Here is a 19,767-nt window from a genome sequence, read left to right on the forward strand (position 1 = left end):
TTCGTACCCCTTTACACTACTTAGCTAAAGTTTTTGCCATATTTCCAAATAACTCTATATAAGTTTGAATTGATTCATTTGTGTAAGTATCTTCTGGTGCATAAATAACTTGTTTTTTAGAAACAGCAGTTGTGTTTTGAAGAGCAGGTGATTTAGAAATAACATCCTTAGCAGGTGTTGACTTAGCTGCATCAGATGTTGCAGCATCACGATCTAATACGAAAATCCAATCAGGATTTGTTTGTGCAATAGCTTCAACAGAAACGTCATCACCTTTATGACCTGCAGTAGAATTCGAAACTTCTAATGCTGGAGTCCAACCGAAAATGTCATACATAGGTCCCCAAACGCGACCAGAATGTGGAGCAGCAAAGCCAATATTTCCACCAGTAACGATAACACTCATAACTTTATCTTTTCCGTTATAAGCAGATTTTGCTTTTTCAATAGATTTATCAAAATCAGCTACTAATTGTTTAGCTTCTTTATCTTTATTAAAGATTTTTCCTAAAGTAATTGTAGAATCTTTAAGTCCTTTTACTAAGTTTTCGCCAGGCTTAGTAGCTTTCTCAGAGACATCAAAATTAAGATCAATAACTGCTGCATTTGGTACTAATTTTTTGATTTCTTCGTAATGGTCAGCAAATCTTTGACCAACAATTACAAGTTCAGGATTTGCCGCTGCAATAATTTCTAGATTTGGTTCACGGTGATTCCCAATATTTTGAACTTTTTCATCCTTTTTATATGCTGAATCAGCAGGCATGATATCCTTTGGAGCAGCCGCTAATTTAATTCCCCAATCAGATAAAGTTTCAAACGTTCTGTTATCCAAAGCAACTACATTCTTTGGGTTTACAGGGACTTTAACAGTTCCATGAGCATCAGTGATTTCAACCGTTTTTGGCTTATCACTACCATTATCTTTATTATTAGCCTTCGAAGTTTCTTTACTTGAATCTGAGCAAGCTACTAACATTAACGTGAAAACTGCTAGAATACTCACTAATTTTAAAAGCATAGATTTTTTCATATGTATACTCCTTATAGTGTGATTTATTTCGAAAATGATGACATCCATAGATTGAATTAGAAGGTAACTTTTATTCAATTGAATCGCTATTGATAATCATTTTCATTTGAACATCCTGTTAATTAGTATAGTCATTAATTCTGTGAAAATCTTGTGAATGGTGTGAATTCATAAAATCAGGCATAGAAAGTAATATGTGAAGTCGGGTGTATTGATTAACCTTTATTCTTCAGAGCGTGTCGATTTTTTTCGAGTAGAAACTTTCAGTAGATCTGGTCTCAACCCGTCCCCTCCACACTACCCAAAAGATGCTCATTAATAGCTAATGTTTTCATAATCCATTGCCTGATAGAAATATTCTTTTTACAGTTTTCATCTATTAATATTTCTCAGAAACTATTTGATTATCACATTTAACAAAAAAACGAGTAAAACTGAATGAAATAGTTTTACTCGTTTTCTATTACCTTATTTTATCATTCAATCATTGAATAGCCTCTGCCGTGTATCGTTTGAATATATCTCTCTTTCTTCTCGCACTTTAACTTTTTTCTTACATACCCAATATATAAGTCTACTACATTTGGATTTACTACTATATTATATCCCCATACTTGATTCAAAAGCATTTCACGGCTCAATATTGTGTTTTTATTCTTGATTAAAAATACAAGTAAATCGTACTCCCGCTTCGTAAGCGAGAGATTTTTACCACCTTTTTTCACAATATTGCTAGATGCATCAACAAAGAGATCTTTAAACTGATAAAAGGTTGTCTCATTTTGCTGGTTACAGTCGCTTCTCCTTAAAATAGCTTGAACCCTTGCTACTAATTCTTCTTTCGCAAATGGTTTTCTTATATAATCATCTGCTCCTGCTTGTAACCCTGCTACGCAATCCTTACTAGAAATATTGTCAGTCACAATAATAATCGGTGTCGTTTTAACAAGTCGTATTTGTCTGCAAATTTCTGGTCCAGATATACTTAATGAATCCCAATCCAATATGATAATATCCCAATCTTGTTCATATATTATATTTAAACCTTCGTTTTCATTGTGAAGTTTTAAAATGAAGTAACCTTCTTGCGTTAAACCGCTTACGATTTTCTTTGCTGAAGACCGTTCATTTTTAATCACCAACACCTGCTTCACCGATGGTTCACCTCTACTTCAATATAAATTATTTAGATAAAAAAATTATCCCGAAAAAATAATTTAAGATTTATAAATTTAAAACCCCTAAATAATCCATTAAAACAGTTTATTAGGAGAACTCTATATAATCTTACAATAGGTATGGATAAAAACACAAAACATATGAAGATTCGAATAAAGTGAAAAAATAATAAGAACTCAACAATTGGGCGTTTACTAGCAGCTATATTATCTACCTGCTTATCGTCAATAACCATTTCTTCATTTTCTATTTCAGGAATATCGTCCCATCAACTTCAGCATTCTATAAAACCACAAACAAAAAGAACCATAACCTCGCCAACCTGGCAAAGTTATGGTTCATATCATACAAAATAAAAAAACCACCAAATATGTATTGGTGGAGACGGTGGGAGTCGAACCCACGTCCAAAAATATCGGCACTTAAGCTTCTACGAGTGTAGTCGATATATTAGCATTTCGCGAACTCTTCGGCCTATCGACAGGCTTCCAAGTTGCTAGTCTGGTTGTTCTCTTCCTTTGTCCTCAGACGGCGAACTCCGGCGTAGTCCACTTAGTTTGAGTCCCTTACCCTACCACATGGACGATGGAGGGAGGAACCTTTAGTGCAATTAAGCAGCTAAAGAAAGATTGTTTTGTTTGCCAATTATAGGCTTTGACGTTTTAACGAGGCCGATCCCCTCGACTCGCAACCTAAGCTCGAACTATCCCTGTCGAATCCGTAACGTCCCCATGATAAAAATGGAGCATACGAAGAAAATATCGTGATAGCTACTAAGAGCTGTTTTTCAATGTGCAACAACCTTACATAAGTTATTATAACATACGCGCTCCATTTTACAAATGTAAATATCTGTATTACATCTTTTGGCGATCACGGAACGCGCGTGCAATTTCACGTTTAGCTTCTTTCTCTTTTAAATCGTGACGTTTATCATATTGCTTCTTACCTTTTGCTAAACCAAGTGCCATCTTTGCAAATCCATTTTTCAAATAAATTCTAAGTGGAACTAATGCGTAACCTGTTTCTTTCGCAGCGCCCGCTAGTTTATCAATTTCTTTTTTATGCAGAAGTAATTTTCTCGTACGAAGTGGATCATGGTTGAAACGATTCCCTTGTTCGTACGTATTAATGTGCATATTATGAACCCATACTTCACCATTATGTACACGTGCAAACGCATCTTTCAAGTTTACGCGTCCAGCGCGAATCGACTTAATTTCCGTTCCTTGAAGGACAAGCCCTGCTTCGTATGTTTCTTCGATGAAATAATCATGAAATGCTTTTTTGTTCTGTGCAATAACCTTACCTGTACCCTTTGGCATATAACGTCCCTCCTCTATTTTTACTATTGTAACAAATGTTAATAAAAAGCGAAAGTGGCTCGCTCAGAATCTTTGGACATTGGAACTCCCGACAGAGAAGCGCTTTTTGCTTCGTCCGAGGGAGTGAAATGGCCAACAGATTCTAGCCACTGTAGCTAGATTCCATCAAAAAGCGAAAGTGGCTCGTTCAGAATGTGAGGTGGATGGAGCTTCTGACCTTGAGGCGCTCTTTGCCTCTCGGGAAGAAGTGAAGCCGCCGAACATTCTAGCCACTGTAGCTGGATTCCATCAAAAAGCGAAAGTGGCTCGCTCAGAATGTAAGATGGATGGAGCTTCTGACCTTGAGGCGCTCTTTGCCTCTCGGGAAGAAGTGAAGCCGCCGAACATTCTAGCCACTGTAGCTAGATTCCATCAAAAAGCGAAAGTGGCTCGCTCTCAAGCCACGAAGAAAAAAGAAAACGGCCCCGCTTTTCATCAAAGCGAAGCCACTCTTTTCTTACTTACGCTTTTTCTTTTTCTTCTTGAATCCTGGTACGTTTTCGAAGAATGCTTTTTTCTTCTTACCGTTACCATCTTTTTTTCCCGGCTGGCTAGCAGAAGCGGATGCAGATGCAGATCCTCTTCCTTTTCCTTTACCACCACGTTCAAATTTTCTACCTGTGCCACGTTCACCGCCGCGCTCATTACTGCGCTCGCTACGTCCACCGCGTTTCTTTCTGCCTGTTCTTGGCTGTTCGATAACGACTGGACGATCTTTGAACTTACGGCGAGGTGTGCCTTTCATGCCAACGATTTCAAAGTCGATTGCACGCTCGTCTTTGTTTACGTTAATAACGCGAATTGTAATTTCGTCACCGATGCGGAATACGTTTCCTGTACGTTCTCCGATCATAGCGAAATGTTGCTCGTCATAACGGTAGTAATCATCCGTTAAATAACTAACGTGTACAAGACCTTCAATTGTATTTGGAAGCTCTACGAATAAACCGAAGTTTGTTACAGAGCTAATCATACCGTCATACTCTTCACCGATCTTATCAACCATATACTCTGCTTTTTTCATCTCATCTGTTTCACGCTCTGCTTCAACAGCACGACGTTCCATATTAGAAGAATGCTCTGCAATCTCAGGTAATTTTTCACGCCATTTTGCTTGCGTTTCGTTGTCGACTTTACCGTTAATAATGTATTCACGAATTAATCTATGAACGATTGTATCTGGGTAACGACGAATTGGTGATGTGAAGTGTGTGTAGAACTCAGTTGATAAACCGAAATGTCCTAAACTATCCGCATCGTAACGAGCTTGCTTCATAGAACGAAGCATAACTGTTGAAATAACTACTTCTTCTGGCTGTCCTTGAACCATTTCAAGAATTTGTTGCAGCGCACGAGGATGCACTTCATTCGCACGTCCTTTTACCGCATATCCGAAGTTCGTTACAAACTCGAAGAAACGCTCAAGCTTATCTTCTTTCGGATCTTCATGGACACGGTACATGAACGGTACGTTCATCCAGTGGAAGTGCTCTGCTACTGTTTCATTCGCAACAAGCATAAATTCTTCAATTAACTTCTCTGATACAGAGCGATCGCGCATGACAACGTCTGTCGGTTTTCCTTCTTCATCTACTAATACTTTCGCTTCTTTAAAGTCAAAGTCAATTGCACCACGGCGCATACGTTTTTCACGTAGAATTTGTGCCAATTGCCCCATCTCTTTAAACATCGGTACTAATGGCTCATAACGCTTAATTAACTCTTCGTCCTCATCTTCTAAAATGCTTCTTACGTCAGCATACGTCATACGCTCTGTTGTTTTAATCACACTTTGGAAAATCTCGTGTTTAACAACATCACCTAAGTTGTTGATTTCCATTTCACAAGATAATGTCAGACGGTCTACTTTCGGATTTAATGAACAAATACCGTTAGATAGACGGTGTGGAATCATCGGAATTACACGGTCAACAAGATACACACTCGTCGCTCTTTCCGCTGCTTCTACATCAATTGGAGAACCTTCTTGAACGTAATGACTTACATCCGCAATGTGAACGCCTAGCTTGTAGTTACCGTTCTCAAGCTTCGTTACTGTAACAGCATCATCTAAATCTTTTGCGTCTGCACCATCAATCGTTACGATCATTTGATCACGTAGGTCGCGGCGATCTTTTAAATCTTCTTCTGAAATCGTTTCTGGTACACTGTTTGCATGTTCCATCACTTCTTCAGGGAACGCTAAAGGCAAGTGATGTTTATGAATGACAGATAAAATATCTACTCCTGGATCATTTTTATGACCTAGAATTTGAATAACTTCACCTTCTGCACTTAAACGATTCTCTGGATAGCTTGTAATTTTCACAACTACTTTATGACCTTCTACAGCGCCCATAGATGCACTTTTCAATACGAAAATGTCACTTGTCCAGCGCTTATTGTCAGGTATAACGAACCCAAAGTTTTTCGATTCTGTATATGTACCAACTAGTTCTTTCGTTCCACGCTCTAAAATGCGTACAATTGAACCTTCTTGACGTGAACCGCTTGATTGAGAACTAAGGCGTGCTAATACTGTATCGCCATGAAGTGCACCGTTTAATTCTGTAGGCGGGATGAAAAGATCATCGTCTCCCGTTTTCTTCTCATCTGGTACAACGAATGCAAAACCACGTGCATGTCCAATTAACTTACCGCGTATTAAATTCATCTTTTCAGGAAGACCGTAACGGTTGCTACGAGTACGAATAACAAGTCCCTTTTCTTCCATCGTTACAAGTGCCTTTACGAAATCTTTAAAGCCCTCAGAACCTTCAATCCCAAATGCCTCTTCTAACTCTTGTATCGTTAGCGGTTTATACGCTTCTTCTCTCATAAATAATAACAACTTATCAATATGTTCTTGTATGATTTCTTCCAAGCAAAAATACCTCCTTTAAAACCTTATATTATTTAGTGTATCCGAAAGATAGGGGATGTATAAAGTGAAACTTCAATACTCCCCTTATGATTTTTACAGTTTTCACAAAAAATTCCTTATGAAAAAAAGAGGCAACTAGATCTTACCAATCTAGTTGCTCCAAGAAGTTATATACATCCTCATGTAGCTCGTCACGTTGTTTATCAAGTGTAATGACATGCGTAGAGTCTTCATACCATTTAATGTCTTTTAACGTAGATTCTACACCGTTATAAATAATGTTAGCACTATCTGTATTAATCATTTCGTCATGACGTGCTTGTACAACAAATGTTGGTGCATAAATCATATCCACATTGTTACGTACGTCAGCAATTAATTGTTGTAATGCTTTTAATGTATTCATTGGTGTCTTTTGGAATTCCAACATTTCTTGTTCAATTTGTTCTGGTGATTTTTGCTCACGTTTTTTATATTCGCGGGCATATGCCAATATACCTTGGTACATCGTTTCTTCGCTCTTAATATACATCGGTGCACACATTGGTACTACACCTAAAACCGGTACTGTATAACCTAATTTTAAAGAAAATACGCCGCCAAGTGACAATCCAACAACAGCAATTTTTTCAAAACCTTTATCTTTTAAAAGCTGATATGCCTCCGTTACGTCTTGCCACCAATCTTCAGGACCTGTATGAACAAGCTCTTCTGGTGGTACACCGTGCCCTTTATAAATTGGTGCATGACAAGTATAGCCTTTCTTTTCTAAGAAACGCCCTAACATACGTACATCAGCTGAGTTCCCTGTGAATCCATGTAGTAATAAAACAGCGCGGTCTCCACCCTCAAATGTAAATGGTTTCGGAGATGCTAATTTCATCATGTATTTCTCCTCTTTCTCTTCTGTAATCTAGTCGTATTCTTTCTATATCTAGTGTACCATATTTGTATTTCTATAATCTAATTAGAAACATCTTTCAAATAGCAAAACAAAAAAAGAAGAACCATTAGTACATTTTACTAACGCTTCTTCTTTCAATTCTATAAGTTCAAGTACGTAACACCAATTGTTAATGCGAAGAACAATACAGCTAAAACAATTGTAATGCGGTTTAATACCGCTTCAATTCCACGTGCTTTTTGCTTACCAAATAATTGCTCTGCACCGCCTGAAATTGCACCTGAAAGGCCTGAGCTATTACTAGACTGCATAAGTACCATAACAATCATTAAAATCGATACAATAATAAGTAAAACTGATAATAACGTATGCACTTGGCGTACCTCCTACAAAGATTCAGTTATTGTAACTGTAGCATAAATTCTATAGAAAAGCGAGAGCTATAGAGGCGCTCTCGCTTTTCTTCTATTACATAAACATCATCGCAAATAACGGTCCAAGTAAACATGTCAAAATTGCTGTTAATGTCATTGTTACCGATCCAATAACACCTTCATGTTCGTTATTTTTCATCGCTCTCATAACACCCATAATATGAGAAGCACATCCAAATCCGATACCTTTACCAACTGAGTTTGTAACACGACTCCATTTTAATAAAAGGGGTCCTGTAATCGTTCCAGTAATACCTGCAATAACAACGAAAGCTGCTGTTAAGGAAGGTACACCACCGACTTGCTCTGAAACACTCATCGCAACTGGCATTGTCACCGATTTTGGTAAAGACGATAAGATTAAGCTTTTATCCGTTCCCATAAGTGAAGCAATCGCAAAATCACTAGCGATTGCAACTGTTGTACCTACTAATACGCCACCAGCAATCGGTACAACATACTTTTGCAGAACATGGCGTTGTTTATAAAGAGGAATTGCAAATGCTACAACACCGGGTCCAAGTAGCTTTGCAATCCAGCCACCACCACTTTCCATATAATGTTGATATGGTATATCAAGCACGATAAATAGGAAAGCCATTAATCCAGTTGCTACAAGCATTGGAATGGTGAATGGTGTTGGAAATAATTTATAGATTTTTTTAGATAATTGATATAATAGCACCGTAAAAAGAACCCAACCGACTCCGATTAATATTTGGCTCATCGCGACTCTCTTTCCTTCCTATTCGCAAGATATTGTCCTGTATGTCCTGCGACAATAATAATTAAAAATGTACTCGCTACAACTGTAATGAAAAGAGAAATTCCTTTACTCATAAAAAAAGCACCGTAATTCATTAGGCCAAGCGTTGGCGGAATTAATAAAAACGGCATAATAGCAACGAGTGTTTCTGCTCCTAAATCGAACCATTTCACTGGAAGAACTTTTAGGCTAAGTAAAACAAGTAAGAGGAACATTCCAATCAAACTTCCTGGAATTGGAATATTTAACATTTCTTGCACCCAAGTTCCAACCATATAAAACACGTAAAGAGCAGCAATTTGGACAAGAATCTTTGTAAATTTCATGTTCATCATCCCTCATGTTTATACGATCTTCTGTTAATATCTTTATCATAGTATAAATTGTAAAAAGCTGCAATTTATCAACTTGACAGCAAAAACAGCCTATGTTACACGCTTACAACCTTGATATGACTGCATTTTCAAACGAAAATTATGTCAAAAACCTTGACCTAATATAAAAAGTTTTTATTTTCTGAATTTAAAAGACTATTATTTCAATAAAATAAACTTTTTATCCTTAAACTTACATATATATAAAGTGAAACTTTAATCATTGAGGTTTTCCTCATCCCCATTAATTATTAGCCCTCACCAAGCGGATTTGTACTGGATAAACAAGATAGGTGGTGAACATATGCCCAAAAAAGTTCTCATTTTTTGTGATCCTGGGATTGATGATACGATGGCTCTCCTCTTAGCATTCTTTATCGATGAAATAGAAATCGTCGGTATCGTTGCTGATTACGGCAATGTTTCAAAAAAAATGGCAGTAGAAAATGCTCATTTTTTTAATAACGAAACAAAGAATAGAAATATCAAGATATTCGGTGGTTCAGAACGTCCCCTTAGTGGTGCCCCACCTGCGTTTTTTACGGATGTACATGGAAAACAGGGACTTGGGCCAATTATTCCAAAGGTGAATATAACTAACGGAGAAATGGAGAATTTTTTTGAAGTTATTCCTCTTATTGAACAGTATAAAGATGAATTAATTATTGTGAGTTTAGGAAGACTTACCTCCCTAGCAATTTTGTTTATCATGTGCAAACAGTTAATGAAACAAATTAAAACTTACTATGTAATGGGCGGTGCCTTTTTACATCCTGGTAATGTTACCCCTATTTCCGAAGCAAACTTTTATGGCGATCCTACTGCCGCTAATATAGTCCTTCAATCCACAGCTAACATGTACATATACCCATTAAACGTCACTCAATACTCCATCATTACACCAGAAATGGCAGAATACATTGAGGCAAAAGGAAAAGCTCCACTTGTCAAACCGTTATTTGATCATTATTACTACGGATATTATAAAGACACCCTACCACATTTAAAGGGGAGCCCCTTCCATGACACAATACCAATACTCGCTTTACTTGATAACTCTATTTTTACCTATCACAAATCACCTATCGTTGTCATGACAGAATCTTATGCACAAGGGGCAAGCATTGGAGAATTTCGCTCTTTAGGAGAATCTAAACCATTTATTGATTGGCCGAGTCATCAAATAGCAATTGATTTTGATTATAACCGCTTCTTCAAACATTTCATGTCACTTATGACGGGTGAACAATTTTAGCATAAAAAAACAGACCGTGATTTCTCACGGTCTGTCGTTTATTTTCTACAATTATCGTTTGATGTTATAGAAAGATTTTACACCATCGTAAACAGCTACTTCGCCTAGCTCGTCTTCGATACGTAATAATTGGTTGTACTTAGCAATACGGTCAGTACGGCTCATAGAACCAGTTTTGATTTGGCCAGCGTTAGTTGCTACTGCGATGTCAGCGATTGTAGCATCTTCAGTTTCACCAGAACGGTGAGATACAACTGCTGTGTAACCAGCACGTTTAGCCATTTCGATAGCTTCGAAAGTCTCAGTTAAAGTACCGATTTGGTTAACTTTAATTAAGATTGAGTTAGAGATACCTTTTTCGATACCTTCAGCAAGTTTTTGAGTGTTAGTTACGAATAAATCGTCACCAACTAATTGTACTTTATCACCGATACGCTCAGTTAATAATTTGTGACCATCCCAGTCGTTTTCGTCTAAACCATCTTCGATAGAGATGATTGGGAAGTCTTTGCAAAGCTCTTCATAGAAATCAACCATTTCTGCAGAAGTTAAGCCAGTACGGCCTTCGCCTGCAAGGTCATATTTACCAGTTTCTTTGTTGTAGAACTCAGAAGAAGCAACGTCCATTCCTAAGAATACGTTCTCGCCAGCTTTGTAACCAGCTTTTTCGATAGCTTCGATGATTACTTCTAGAGCTTCACGGTTAGAACCAAGGTTTGGAGCGAATCCACCTTCGTCACCTACTGCAGTGTTAAGACCTTTGTCATGTAATACAGCTTTAAGTGCATGGAATACTTCAGCACCCATACGGATTGATTCTTTGAATGTTGGAGCACCAACTGGTAAGATCATGAACTCTTGGAAGTCAACGTTGTTATCAGCGTGAGAACCACCGTTGATGATGTTCATCATTGGAGTTGGTAATTGTTTTGCATTGAATCCACCAAGGTAACGGTATAATGGAAGACCTACGAAGTCAGCTGCTGCGTGAGCTACTGCCATAGATACACCAAGGATAGCGTTAGCGCCTAGTTTACCTTTGTTTGGAGTGCCATCTAATTCGATCATAGCACGGTCAATACCAGCTTGGTCAGTTACATCGAAACCAGCGATTTCTGGAGCGATAATTTCGTTAACGTTGTTTACTGCGTTAACAACACCTTTACCAAGGTAACGAGATTTGTCACCGTCACGTAATTCTACTGCTTCGTGCTCACCAGTAGATGCACCACTTGGTACGATAGCGCGTCCGAAAGCGCCGCTTTCTGTGTAAACTTCTACTTCTACAGTTGGGTTACCACGAGAGTCAAGGACTTCGCGAGCATAAACATCAATAATTGTTGACATAATAAATTCTCTCCTTTTTATATAAGCAAATTATTTAATAATTGTTTTACCTGTCATTTCTTTCGGTTGCTCAACACCAAGAAGTGTAAGCATTGTTGGAGCGATATCACCTAAGATACCATCTTCACGTAATTCTACGTCGTTCTTAGTAACGATGAAAGGAACCGGGTTAGTTGTATGAGCTGTCATTGGCTCTCCTTCAGAAGTTAATTCTTCATCCGCATTACCATGGTCAGCAGTAATAAGTGCTACACCATCTTTTGCAAGAATCGCTTCTACAACTTTTCCTAAACATTCGTCAGTTGCTTCTACTGCTTTAATTGTTGGTTCCATCATCCCAGAATGGCCAACCATATCACAGTTCGCAAAGTTAAGAATGATAACATCATGTTTATCATTTTCGATTTCATTTACTAAAGCGTCCGTTACTTCGTAAATGCTCATTTCAGGTTTCAAGTCATACGTTGCAACCTTTGGTGAGTTAATTAAGATACGCTCTTCTCCTGGGAATTCAGCCTCACGACCACCGCTAAAGAAGAATGTAACGTGCGGATACTTTTCAGTTTCCGCGATGCGAAGTTGCTTTAATCCCGCTTGCGCAACAACTTCACCTAAAGTGTTATCAAGGTTCATTGGCTTGAATGCCACGTAACCATCTACAGTTTCACTGAAGTGTGTCATACATACGAATTCTGGAATGTGAGGTACTTTTTCACCACGATCGAACTCACGGAAGTCTTCGTTTGTAAATACACGAGCAATTTGAATTGCACGGTCTGGACGGAAGTTATAGAAGATAACTGCATCATCATCATTGATTGTTGCAACTGGCGTGTTATCTTCGTTAACAATTACAGACGGCAATACGAATTCATCATAGATACCGTTCGCATAAGAGTCTTCTACACACTCTTCTGCTGATTTATAAGTAGGGCCTTCACCATTCACCATAGCACGGTAACATTTTTCTACGCGATCCCAACGCTTGTCACGGTCCATGGAGTAATAACGACCAGAGATAGTCGCGAATTGTCCTACTCCTGTTTCTTTAATTACTTCATTTGTTGCATCGATATAGCTTTGTGCTGTTTTTGGTCCAACATCGCGGCCATCTAAGAATGCATGAATGTATACTTTCTCAACGCCTTCTTTAGCTGCTAAGCGAAGAAGAGCAAACATGTGATTCATGTGACTGTGCACACCACCGTCAGAAAGTAAACCGAATAAATGAAGTGCAGTACCTTTTTCTTTTACGCTTTTAATTGCACTTTGGAACGTTTCGTTCTTATCGAACTCACCTTCACGAATTGCAACATTAACGCGTGTTAAGCTTTGATATACAATGCGGCCAGCACCGATATTTAAGTGACCAACCTCAGAGTTACCCATTTGACCTTCTGGAAGACCTACTGCCTCGCCACAAGCTGTAAGCGTTGTGTGAGGGAATTTGTTCCAGTAACCATCAAAATTAGGTTTCTTAGCTTGTGCTACAGCATTCCCGTAAGTTTCTTCACGAAGTCCGAAACCGTCAAGAATGATTAAAGCTGTTGGCTTTCTCATTTTACCGCCCCCAGAAGACCTAAGAACGAAGCTGGCTCTAAGCTAGCACCGCCAACTAAAGCGCCGTCGATGTCAGATTGTGCCATATACTCTTTAATGTTTTCTGGTTTTACGCTACCGCCGTATTGGATACGAACAGCTTCTGCAGCTTCTGGAGAAACAGCTTCTGCAACAACTTTACGGATGTGCGCACATACTTCGTTTGCATCTGCAGAAGAAGAAGATTTACCTGTACCGATAGCCCAGATTGGCTCATAAGCGATAACAGTTGCTTTAACTTGCTCTTCTGTTAAACCTGCAAGTGCTTTTGTCACTTGACCTGCTACTAGATCAAATGTTTTTCCGCTTTCGCGCTCTTCTAAAGTCTCACCACAACATACGATTGGTGTTAAACCATGTTCAAATGCTGCGATAGTCTTTTTGTTTACTGACTCATCTGTTTCAGCAAACATTTCACGACGCTCAGAGTGGCCAAGTACTACATAGCCAACTTTTAAGTCGCTAAGTGCTACTGGGCTAATTTCGCCAGTGAATGCACCATTTTTTTCGAAGTGCATGTTTTGTGCACCTACTTGTAAGTCAGTTCCTTCAGTTGCTGCTACAAGGCGCTCTAAGAATAGAGCTGGAGAGCAAACTACTGCATCAACAGCTGAAGCTGCTGGGATTTGACCTTTAACTTCCTCTACGAAGCTAACTGCTTCTGATAGAGTTTTATTCATTTTCCAGTTACCTGCGATAATTGGTTTACGCATGCTTTGCACCGTCCTTTTTCTTTGGCTGCTACTTATTTGTCGTTAAGACAAACTACACCTGGAAGCTCTTTACCTTCCATGAATTCTAATGACGCACCGCCGCCAGTAGAAATGTGGCTCATTTTATCAGCCATACCGAATTTTTCAACAGCTGCTGCAGAGTCACCACCGCCGATAACAGAGTATGTATCTTCTGCATCTGCTAATGCTTGTCCTACTGCTTTTGTACCTTCTGCGAATGGAGTCATTTCGAATACACCCATTGGTCCATTCCATACAACAAGCTTAGAATTTTTAATTACATCTGCATAAATTTCACGTGTTTTAGGACCGATGTCCACGCCTTCCCAGTTAGAAGGGATAGAGTCGATACCAACGATTTTAGTTGTTGCAGTTTCAGAGAATTCCTCAGTGATTACAACATCAACTGGCATGTAGAAGTTTACGCCTTTTTCTTTTGCAAGTTGCATAAATTCTTTAGCTAGTTCGATCTTGTCGTCTTCACATAGAGATAGACCAATTTCATGACCTAAAGCTTTAACGAATGTGTAAGCAAGTCCACCACCGATGATTAAGTTATCTACTTTGTCTAATAGATGACGAATTACACCAATCTTATCTTTTACTTTCGCACCACCGATAATAGCTGTAAATGGACGTTCTGGGTTAGAAAGTGCTTTACCAAGTACATCTAACTCTTTTTCCATTAATAGACCAGATACTGCTGGTAGGTAGTCTGCGATACCTGCTGTAGAAGCGTGAGCACGGTGAGCTGCACCGAATGCATCGTTTACGAAGATGTCAGCAAGTGCTGCAAATTCTTTCGCAAGTTCTGCATCGTTCTTTTCTTCACCCGCATAGAAACGTACGTTTTCAAGAACTAATACGTCGCCTTCGTTCATTGCTGCAACCATTTCTTGTGCAACTGGTCCGAATGCTTCGTCCGCTTTTTTAACGTCTTTACCAAGAAGCTCGCCTAAACGTGCTGCTACTGGAGTTAAACGCATTTCTTCTACTACTTGACCTTTTGGACGGCCTAAGTGACTTGCTAAAATAACTTTCGCACCTTGCTCTACTAAATATTGAATTGTAGGAAGAGCTGCACGGATACGAGTTTCATCTGTAATTTTGCCTTCTTTCATAGGTACGTTGAAATCAACGCGGCAAAATACACGCTTACCTTTTAAATCTACGTCACGAATTGATTTTTTGTTCATTGGATTTCCCTCCGACTACTAGTTAGGATTGACAAAACCCACTCAAAAGCTTAACACATTTGCTTTTAAAACGAAAGAAGAGAGAGAGGGAACAAACCCTCTCCCTCGTTTTGTCATTGATAACTTATATAATTAAGAATTAAAGACCTTTTGAAGTCATGTAAGCTGCTAGGTCTACTACGCGGTTAGAGTAACCAGTTTCGTTATCGTACCAAGAAAGTACTTTAACCATGTTACCTTCCATTACCATTGTAGATAATGCATCGATTGTAGAAGAAGCTGTACATCCGTTATAGTCGATAGATACTAATGGCTCTTCGCTGTATCCAAGGATACCTTTTAATTCGCCTTCAGCTGCTGCTTTGAATGCTGCATTTACTTCTTCAACTGTTACTTCTTTGTCAAGTTCAACAACTAGGTCAACTAGAGAAACGTTAGCAGTTGGAACACGTACAGCGCCACCGTTTAATTTGCCTTTAAGTTCTGGTAATACTAATGCTACAGCTTTAGCTGCACCAGTAGATGTTGGGATCATGTTTTCAGCTGCTGCACGAGCACGACGTAAATCTTTGTGTGGTAAGTCTAAGATTTGTTGGTCGTTAGTGTAAGAGTGAATTGTTGTCATCATTCCGCGTTTTACGCCGAATTTTTCGTTTAATACTTTAGCGAATGGAGCTAGACAGTTTGTAGTACAAGAAGCGTTAGATACTACGTTGTGGTTAGCTGCATCGTATTGTTCGTGGTTAACACCCATAACTACAGTGATATCTTCGTCAGAAGCTGGAGCTGAGATGATAACTTTCTTAACTGATCCACCTAAGTGTTTCTCAGCGTCTGATTTTTTAGTGAAACGGCCAGTAGATTCTACTACTACTTCTACTCCGTAGTCGCTCCATGGTAATTGAGCTGGGTCACGCTCAGCGATAACTTTAATTTCTTTACCGTTAACAACGATGCTGTTTTCGTTAGCAGATACTTCTGCATTTAAAGTTCCGTGAACTGTGTCATATTTTAAAAGGTGAGCTAATGTTTTAGCATCTGTTAAGTCGTTGATTGCTACTACTTCTACCTCAGAGTTGTTAAGAGCTGCGCGGAATACGTTACGTCCGATACGTCCAAATCCATTAATACCAATTTTAGTCATTTGAATTTCCTCCTTGGGGGATTATATTAAAGGGTAAAACCCTTTGTTAACTGTTTTGCTGCACCTTCATCTGTAATTAGAATTGAAGTGTGCCCTTGTTTAATTACAGCCTGTATTGCTTTTGCCTTTGAAGAACCTCCAGCGACTGCAACAACGTGAGATACATTTTGTAAATCCTCTAGTTGCATACCAACTGTTCTTACTTTATGAACAACATTTCCTTCTTCATTAAAGTAGTAACCGAAAGCTTCGCCAACTGCTTCGCTTGCCTGAATCTTTAACCAATCTGCTTCTGAAGTACTTCTGCGACGTGCCATTGTTAACGCATCACCTATTCCATGAATGACGATATTGGAAGATCGAATCAACTCAAGAACTTCTTTCACGGAAGGCTCTGTCACAATAGACGCATATGCTTCGCTACTAACATGGTCTGGAACATACAATAAGCGATAATTACTCATCGTATTTTGTGCCATCTTGGCACAAATGGTATTGGCTTCTAATTCGACGCCTTCTCCAATTCCACCACGTGCTGGGACAAATAGCATATGTAAATCTTTGCAATCAAGTTGCATCATGTCCGCAGCAGCAGCTAGCGTAGTTCCTCCAGCCACAGCAACGATATTATTCGCTGTCAGACGGTCTTTTATACAAGTCACACAAGCACGGCCCATCTCCAGTTTGACCCAAGGTGATTCATCACTATCACCAGGGACAACGAAAACTTCATCCAAGTCTAATGTTTCCTTAAGTTGCTTTTCTAAAACCTTTAACCCGGAAATTTCTTTCATAAAGTCTTCCAAAGCAAGAACTAAAGCTGTTCCTTCTTCTGTCAAAGTCATTCCAGAAGAAGCGACGTGAACTAAGTTTTGTTCTTTCAAAACTTGAACTTCACTTCGCAATACTCGTTCTGTCATACCGAGACTTGCTGATAAGTTTCTTCTTCCAATCGGCTGCATGAGCCTAATGTATTGAAGAATTTGCATTCTCGTTTGCATAACAGGTAGCAGATCAGGTAATAATTTTTTTGTGTTCTGAATCCATGAGCGCATATCTTTTCTCCTCACTACATCGGTTCATTTTTCCTTCGTGGTCACTTTACGTCCCGTAGTGACATTTTGTGTCCCACATAGGTTAAAAAAATAATCCCTGCTACGTGTATTATTGTAACAGGAGATAGAAACTTATTCAACTCTTAACTGCATTCTTTATATAGTTTATTATGACACCTTTGTGAATGTTACCATATTCTACTTGTTTTCCGTCCATTTCTACAACCGGAATCATTAAGTGATATTTTTCTAAAAGGTCATTATCTTCATATATATCTATTTCCTCGATTTGAAAAGAATATTCACATTGTACTTCCTTTAAAACTTGTTTCGCCTTCACGCAAAGGCCACAATCTTTTTTAGTATACAGTACAACTTTCATCTTCTTCACCTATCCGATCGTTTTTCGTAATGACGAAGCTGGGATATGCATTTGTTCTCTATACTTCGCCACTGTTCTTCGAGAAATAACAATTTCATGCTCTTCTTCTAATAATTTTGAAATCTTTTGATCTGAAAGTGGCTTTTTCTTATCCTCTGCCCCAATTAGCGTTTGAATAAATTGTTTTACACGTTTTGTAGAAACTGCTTCATCTTCAGTCGTCGAAACGGCATTGCTAAAGAACGATTTCATCTCAAATAAACCGTGTGGTGTTTGAACATATTTATTTCGCGTCGCACGACTAATTGTCGATTCATGCACACTTAACTCTTCCGCTACCTCTTTTAAAGCGAGAGGTCTTAAATACTCTGGACCTTTCCAGAAGAAATCACGTTGTTTTTCCATAATAATAGTCATTACTTGCAGCAATGTCTGTTTTCTCTGCTTCAAACTACGCATAATCCACTGCACATGCTGATACTTTTCTGATACGTAAGATGCTACTTCACTTTCACTATTATTAAGAAGCGCACTATATTCAGAGTGAATTTCAATTCTCGGCATATTTCTCTCATTCATTTGTAAAATGAGGCGATCGCCATCTTTTTTCACCGCCATATCAGGTACAATGTAAAGTGGTTTATCTGAAGAAAACGCAAGACCAGGTTTTGGTTGTAATGACGTTATACAATTTACCGCACTCTGCAATTCCTCATTACTACACTTCAACACTTGAACGAGCTTTCGCCAATCTTTCTTCACGAAATAAGCGAAATGATCTTCTACAACCTCTTCTGCTAATCCATTACGTCTTTGTAAGCGCTTCAATTGCAAAGTTAAACATTCCTGAATATTACGCGCCCCTACCCCTGCTGGTTCCAGTGATTGGACAAGCTCTACAGAGCGGTCGACTACATGAATGGGCGCAGAAAGGAGCTCTGCTAACTCTTCATTCGTTTCTTGTAAATATCCATTTCCATCCATGTTCATAATAATGAAAGAAGCTACTTTTCGCTCTTCTTCATCTATTTTATAATACTGTATTTGATTTAATAAATGTTGCTGAATCGTTGTAGAATCCACACTGTAGATCTCCATCTGATTCTCGACTTGTTTGCTGGTACTTTTACTGTTGTTAGAGCTCTTTTTCTTCTCCCTCTCAAAACCACCTAACTCAATAAGGGGATTCTCTAACGATTGCTCATACAAAAACTCCGATAATTCTTGTACATTATACTGGAGCATTGTAATCGCTTGCCTTAACTCTTGTGTCATTGCCAAACGTAAGCTTTGTTCTTGTAAAAGACTTGCCTTCAAACTAATCTCCCCCTTGTTTCTATTGTACAATAAGTTTGGTAAAAGGAGAATCCTCACGCAGACACCCATTCCAAAATATTATTAATTTATATGTATTAATGAGATTTACAACTTACAACCTAAATTTGAATAATATTGAAAGAAAATAATAAAGTTAAAAATTATTATCAAGTACTAATAGTAAATCTTATCACTAGATATAACAAGAGGGAAATAAAAAAAGTCCTAACCTACAAAACGTAAGTTAGGACTTTTTGACGCGCCCAGAGGGATTCGAACCCCCGGCAGACGTGGTACCGGAAACCACCGCTCTATCCGACTGAGCTATGGGCGCATGATTATAGAAAACACTTCATTTTCTTCTCATAATAATAGCAATAAAATCCATCTAAATCAATAAAAATATCCCCGTAATACCTTATGCATCTTAGCTAAAAGCATATAAAATCTATTTCACCCCTAAATTTTCCAATCATAAATTCACCCCAACTCACAAATTATAATCTTTGAATTGATATTCCAAAGGGGGCTTCATTCAATGACTGTAATTACAAAATTAAAGCAAACTGTTTCTGGATTAAAAAGTGCACAAGCTAGCTTAGAGGGATTCGCTCTTGATACGGATAACCAACAAGCGAAGCAACTTTTCCAAACAGCTGCGCAGCAAACACAAACGATTATCGATTCTTTAAACCCACGCGTTGAAGAAGTCCAACAAGAAGAACCACAATACTCACAGCAATAACGAATCAGTCTTGCTGTGAAATAGAAAAAGGATGATATGCAGTCATCCTTTTTCT

The 19,767-nt window shown here is 38.5% G+C and carries 18 protein-coding genes, 1 tRNA gene and 1 other RNA gene; 2 read left to right on the plus strand and 18 right to left on the minus strand.

All coding sequences use genetic code 11. The annotated features are described in order from the left end of the window. Nucleotides 1-16 precede the first annotated feature (16 nt). The 9 genes from MR136_RS08710 to MR136_RS08750 form a co-directional block, all read right to left on the minus strand. Nucleotides 17-1,033, minus strand: coding sequence for a siderophore ABC transporter substrate-binding protein (locus MR136_RS08710; RefSeq protein WP_242259370.1), 1,017 nt, complete (start codon nt 1,031-1,033; stop codon nt 17-19). 476 nt (nt 1,034-1,509) lie between these two features. Next, the gene (locus MR136_RS08715; protein ID WP_242259327.1) at nt 1,510-2,187 is read right to left on the minus strand and encodes a response regulator transcription factor; all 678 of its coding nucleotides are present in this window, start codon (nt 2,185-2,187) and stop codon (nt 1,510-1,512) included. A 401-nt stretch (nt 2,188-2,588) separates the two neighbouring features. Further along, nucleotides 2,589-2,943: a transfer-messenger RNA gene (gene ssrA, locus MR136_RS08720) on the minus strand. Nucleotides 2,944-3,069: 126 nt separating this feature from the next. Next, entirely contained in the window at nt 3,070-3,537 is a 468-nt protein-coding gene (smpB, locus tag MR136_RS08725) for an SsrA-binding protein (RefSeq protein WP_001123919.1), read from the minus strand. A gap of 496 nt (nt 3,538-4,033) precedes the next feature. After that, entirely contained in the window at nt 4,034-6,460 is a 2,427-nt protein-coding gene (gene rnr / locus MR136_RS08730) for a ribonuclease R (protein WP_242259328.1), read from the minus strand. A 142-nt stretch (nt 6,461-6,602) separates the two neighbouring features. Beyond that, nucleotides 6,603-7,343 carry a carboxylesterase gene (estA, locus tag MR136_RS08735; protein ID WP_000761976.1) on the minus strand — a complete coding sequence of 247 codons (741 nt, stop codon included), beginning with the start codon at nt 7,341-7,343 and terminating at the stop codon, nt 6,603-6,605. Between the two features lie 161 nt (nt 7,344-7,504). Then, nucleotides 7,505-7,738, minus strand: coding sequence for a preprotein translocase subunit SecG (gene secG / locus MR136_RS08740; RefSeq protein WP_000557262.1), 234 nt, complete (start codon nt 7,736-7,738; stop codon nt 7,505-7,507). Between the two features lie 94 nt (nt 7,739-7,832). Then, nucleotides 7,833-8,525 carry an LrgB family protein gene (locus tag MR136_RS08745; RefSeq protein WP_000078309.1) on the minus strand — a complete coding sequence of 231 codons (693 nt, stop codon included), beginning with the start codon at nt 8,523-8,525 and terminating at the stop codon, nt 7,833-7,835. Further along, nucleotides 8,522-8,890 carry a CidA/LrgA family holin-like protein gene (locus tag MR136_RS08750; RefSeq protein ID WP_000673222.1) on the minus strand — a complete coding sequence of 123 codons (369 nt, stop codon included), beginning with the start codon at nt 8,888-8,890 and terminating at the stop codon, nt 8,522-8,524. Before MR136_RS08750 ends, MR136_RS08745 begins: the two co-directional genes overlap by 4 nt. A 352-nt stretch (nt 8,891-9,242) precedes the next feature. Here MR136_RS08750 and MR136_RS08755 point away from each other — a divergent pair, with 352 nt between their 5' ends. Then, complete coding sequence (locus MR136_RS08755; protein ID WP_242259329.1) at nt 9,243-10,193, plus strand: nucleoside hydrolase; 951 nt, start codon at nt 9,243-9,245, stop codon at nt 10,191-10,193. A gap of 51 nt (nt 10,194-10,244) precedes the next feature. Here the strand turns inward: MR136_RS08755 and eno are convergent, their stop codons facing one another. The 9 genes from eno to MR136_RS08800 all read right to left on the minus strand — a co-directional run bounded on the left by eno (nt 10,245) and on the right by MR136_RS08800 (nt 19,301). Further along, complete coding sequence (gene eno / locus MR136_RS08760; protein ID WP_000103955.1) at nt 10,245-11,540, minus strand: phosphopyruvate hydratase; 1,296 nt, start codon at nt 11,538-11,540, stop codon at nt 10,245-10,247. A gap of 30 nt (nt 11,541-11,570) precedes the next feature. Continuing rightward, the gene (gpmI, locus tag MR136_RS08765; protein ID WP_001231152.1) at nt 11,571-13,100 is read right to left on the minus strand and encodes a 2,3-bisphosphoglycerate-independent phosphoglycerate mutase; all 1,530 of its coding nucleotides are present in this window, start codon (nt 13,098-13,100) and stop codon (nt 11,571-11,573) included. After that, entirely contained in the window at nt 13,097-13,852 is a 756-nt protein-coding gene (gene tpiA, locus MR136_RS08770; RefSeq protein WP_001231038.1) for a triose-phosphate isomerase, read from the minus strand. Before tpiA ends, gpmI begins: the two co-directional genes overlap by 4 nt. A 32-nt stretch (nt 13,853-13,884) precedes the next feature. After that, nucleotides 13,885-15,069, minus strand: a complete 1,185-nt coding sequence (locus MR136_RS08775) for a phosphoglycerate kinase (RefSeq protein ID WP_001036350.1) — start codon at nt 15,067-15,069, stop codon at nt 13,885-13,887. 139 nt (nt 15,070-15,208) lie between these two features. Then, nucleotides 15,209-16,213 carry a type I glyceraldehyde-3-phosphate dehydrogenase gene (gene gap / locus MR136_RS08780; protein ID WP_000161236.1) on the minus strand — a complete coding sequence of 335 codons (1,005 nt, stop codon included), beginning with the start codon at nt 16,211-16,213 and terminating at the stop codon, nt 15,209-15,211. Nucleotides 16,214-16,239: 26 nt separating this feature from the next. Then, nucleotides 16,240-17,268, minus strand: coding sequence for a gapA transcriptional regulator CggR (gene cggR, locus MR136_RS08785; protein ID WP_001258185.1), 1,029 nt, complete (start codon nt 17,266-17,268; stop codon nt 16,240-16,242). 136 nt (nt 17,269-17,404) lie between these two features. Further along, complete coding sequence (locus tag MR136_RS08790) at nt 17,405-17,650, minus strand: glutaredoxin family protein (RefSeq protein WP_000869726.1); 246 nt, start codon at nt 17,648-17,650, stop codon at nt 17,405-17,407. 9 nt (nt 17,651-17,659) lie between these two features. Further along, nucleotides 17,660-18,967 carry an RNA polymerase factor sigma-54 gene (gene rpoN, locus MR136_RS08795; RefSeq protein WP_000647957.1) on the minus strand — a complete coding sequence of 436 codons (1,308 nt, stop codon included), beginning with the start codon at nt 18,965-18,967 and terminating at the stop codon, nt 17,660-17,662. A 258-nt stretch (nt 18,968-19,225) separates the two neighbouring features. Beyond that, a tRNA-Arg gene (locus tag MR136_RS08800) sits at nt 19,226-19,301 on the minus strand. 204 nt (nt 19,302-19,505) lie between these two features. On the opposite strand from MR136_RS08800, the gene MR136_RS08805 reads away from it, so the two are divergent. After that, nucleotides 19,506-19,712, plus strand: coding sequence for a DUF1657 domain-containing protein (locus MR136_RS08805; RefSeq protein ID WP_000216166.1), 207 nt, complete (start codon nt 19,506-19,508; stop codon nt 19,710-19,712). The last annotated feature ends 55 nt before the right edge of the window (nt 19,713-19,767 follow it).

Source organism: Bacillus cereus group sp. BfR-BA-01311 (assembly GCF_022664295.1).
In the GTDB taxonomy this organism is placed as follows: Bacteria; Bacillota; Bacilli; order Bacillales; family Bacillaceae_G; genus Bacillus_A; species Bacillus_A cereus.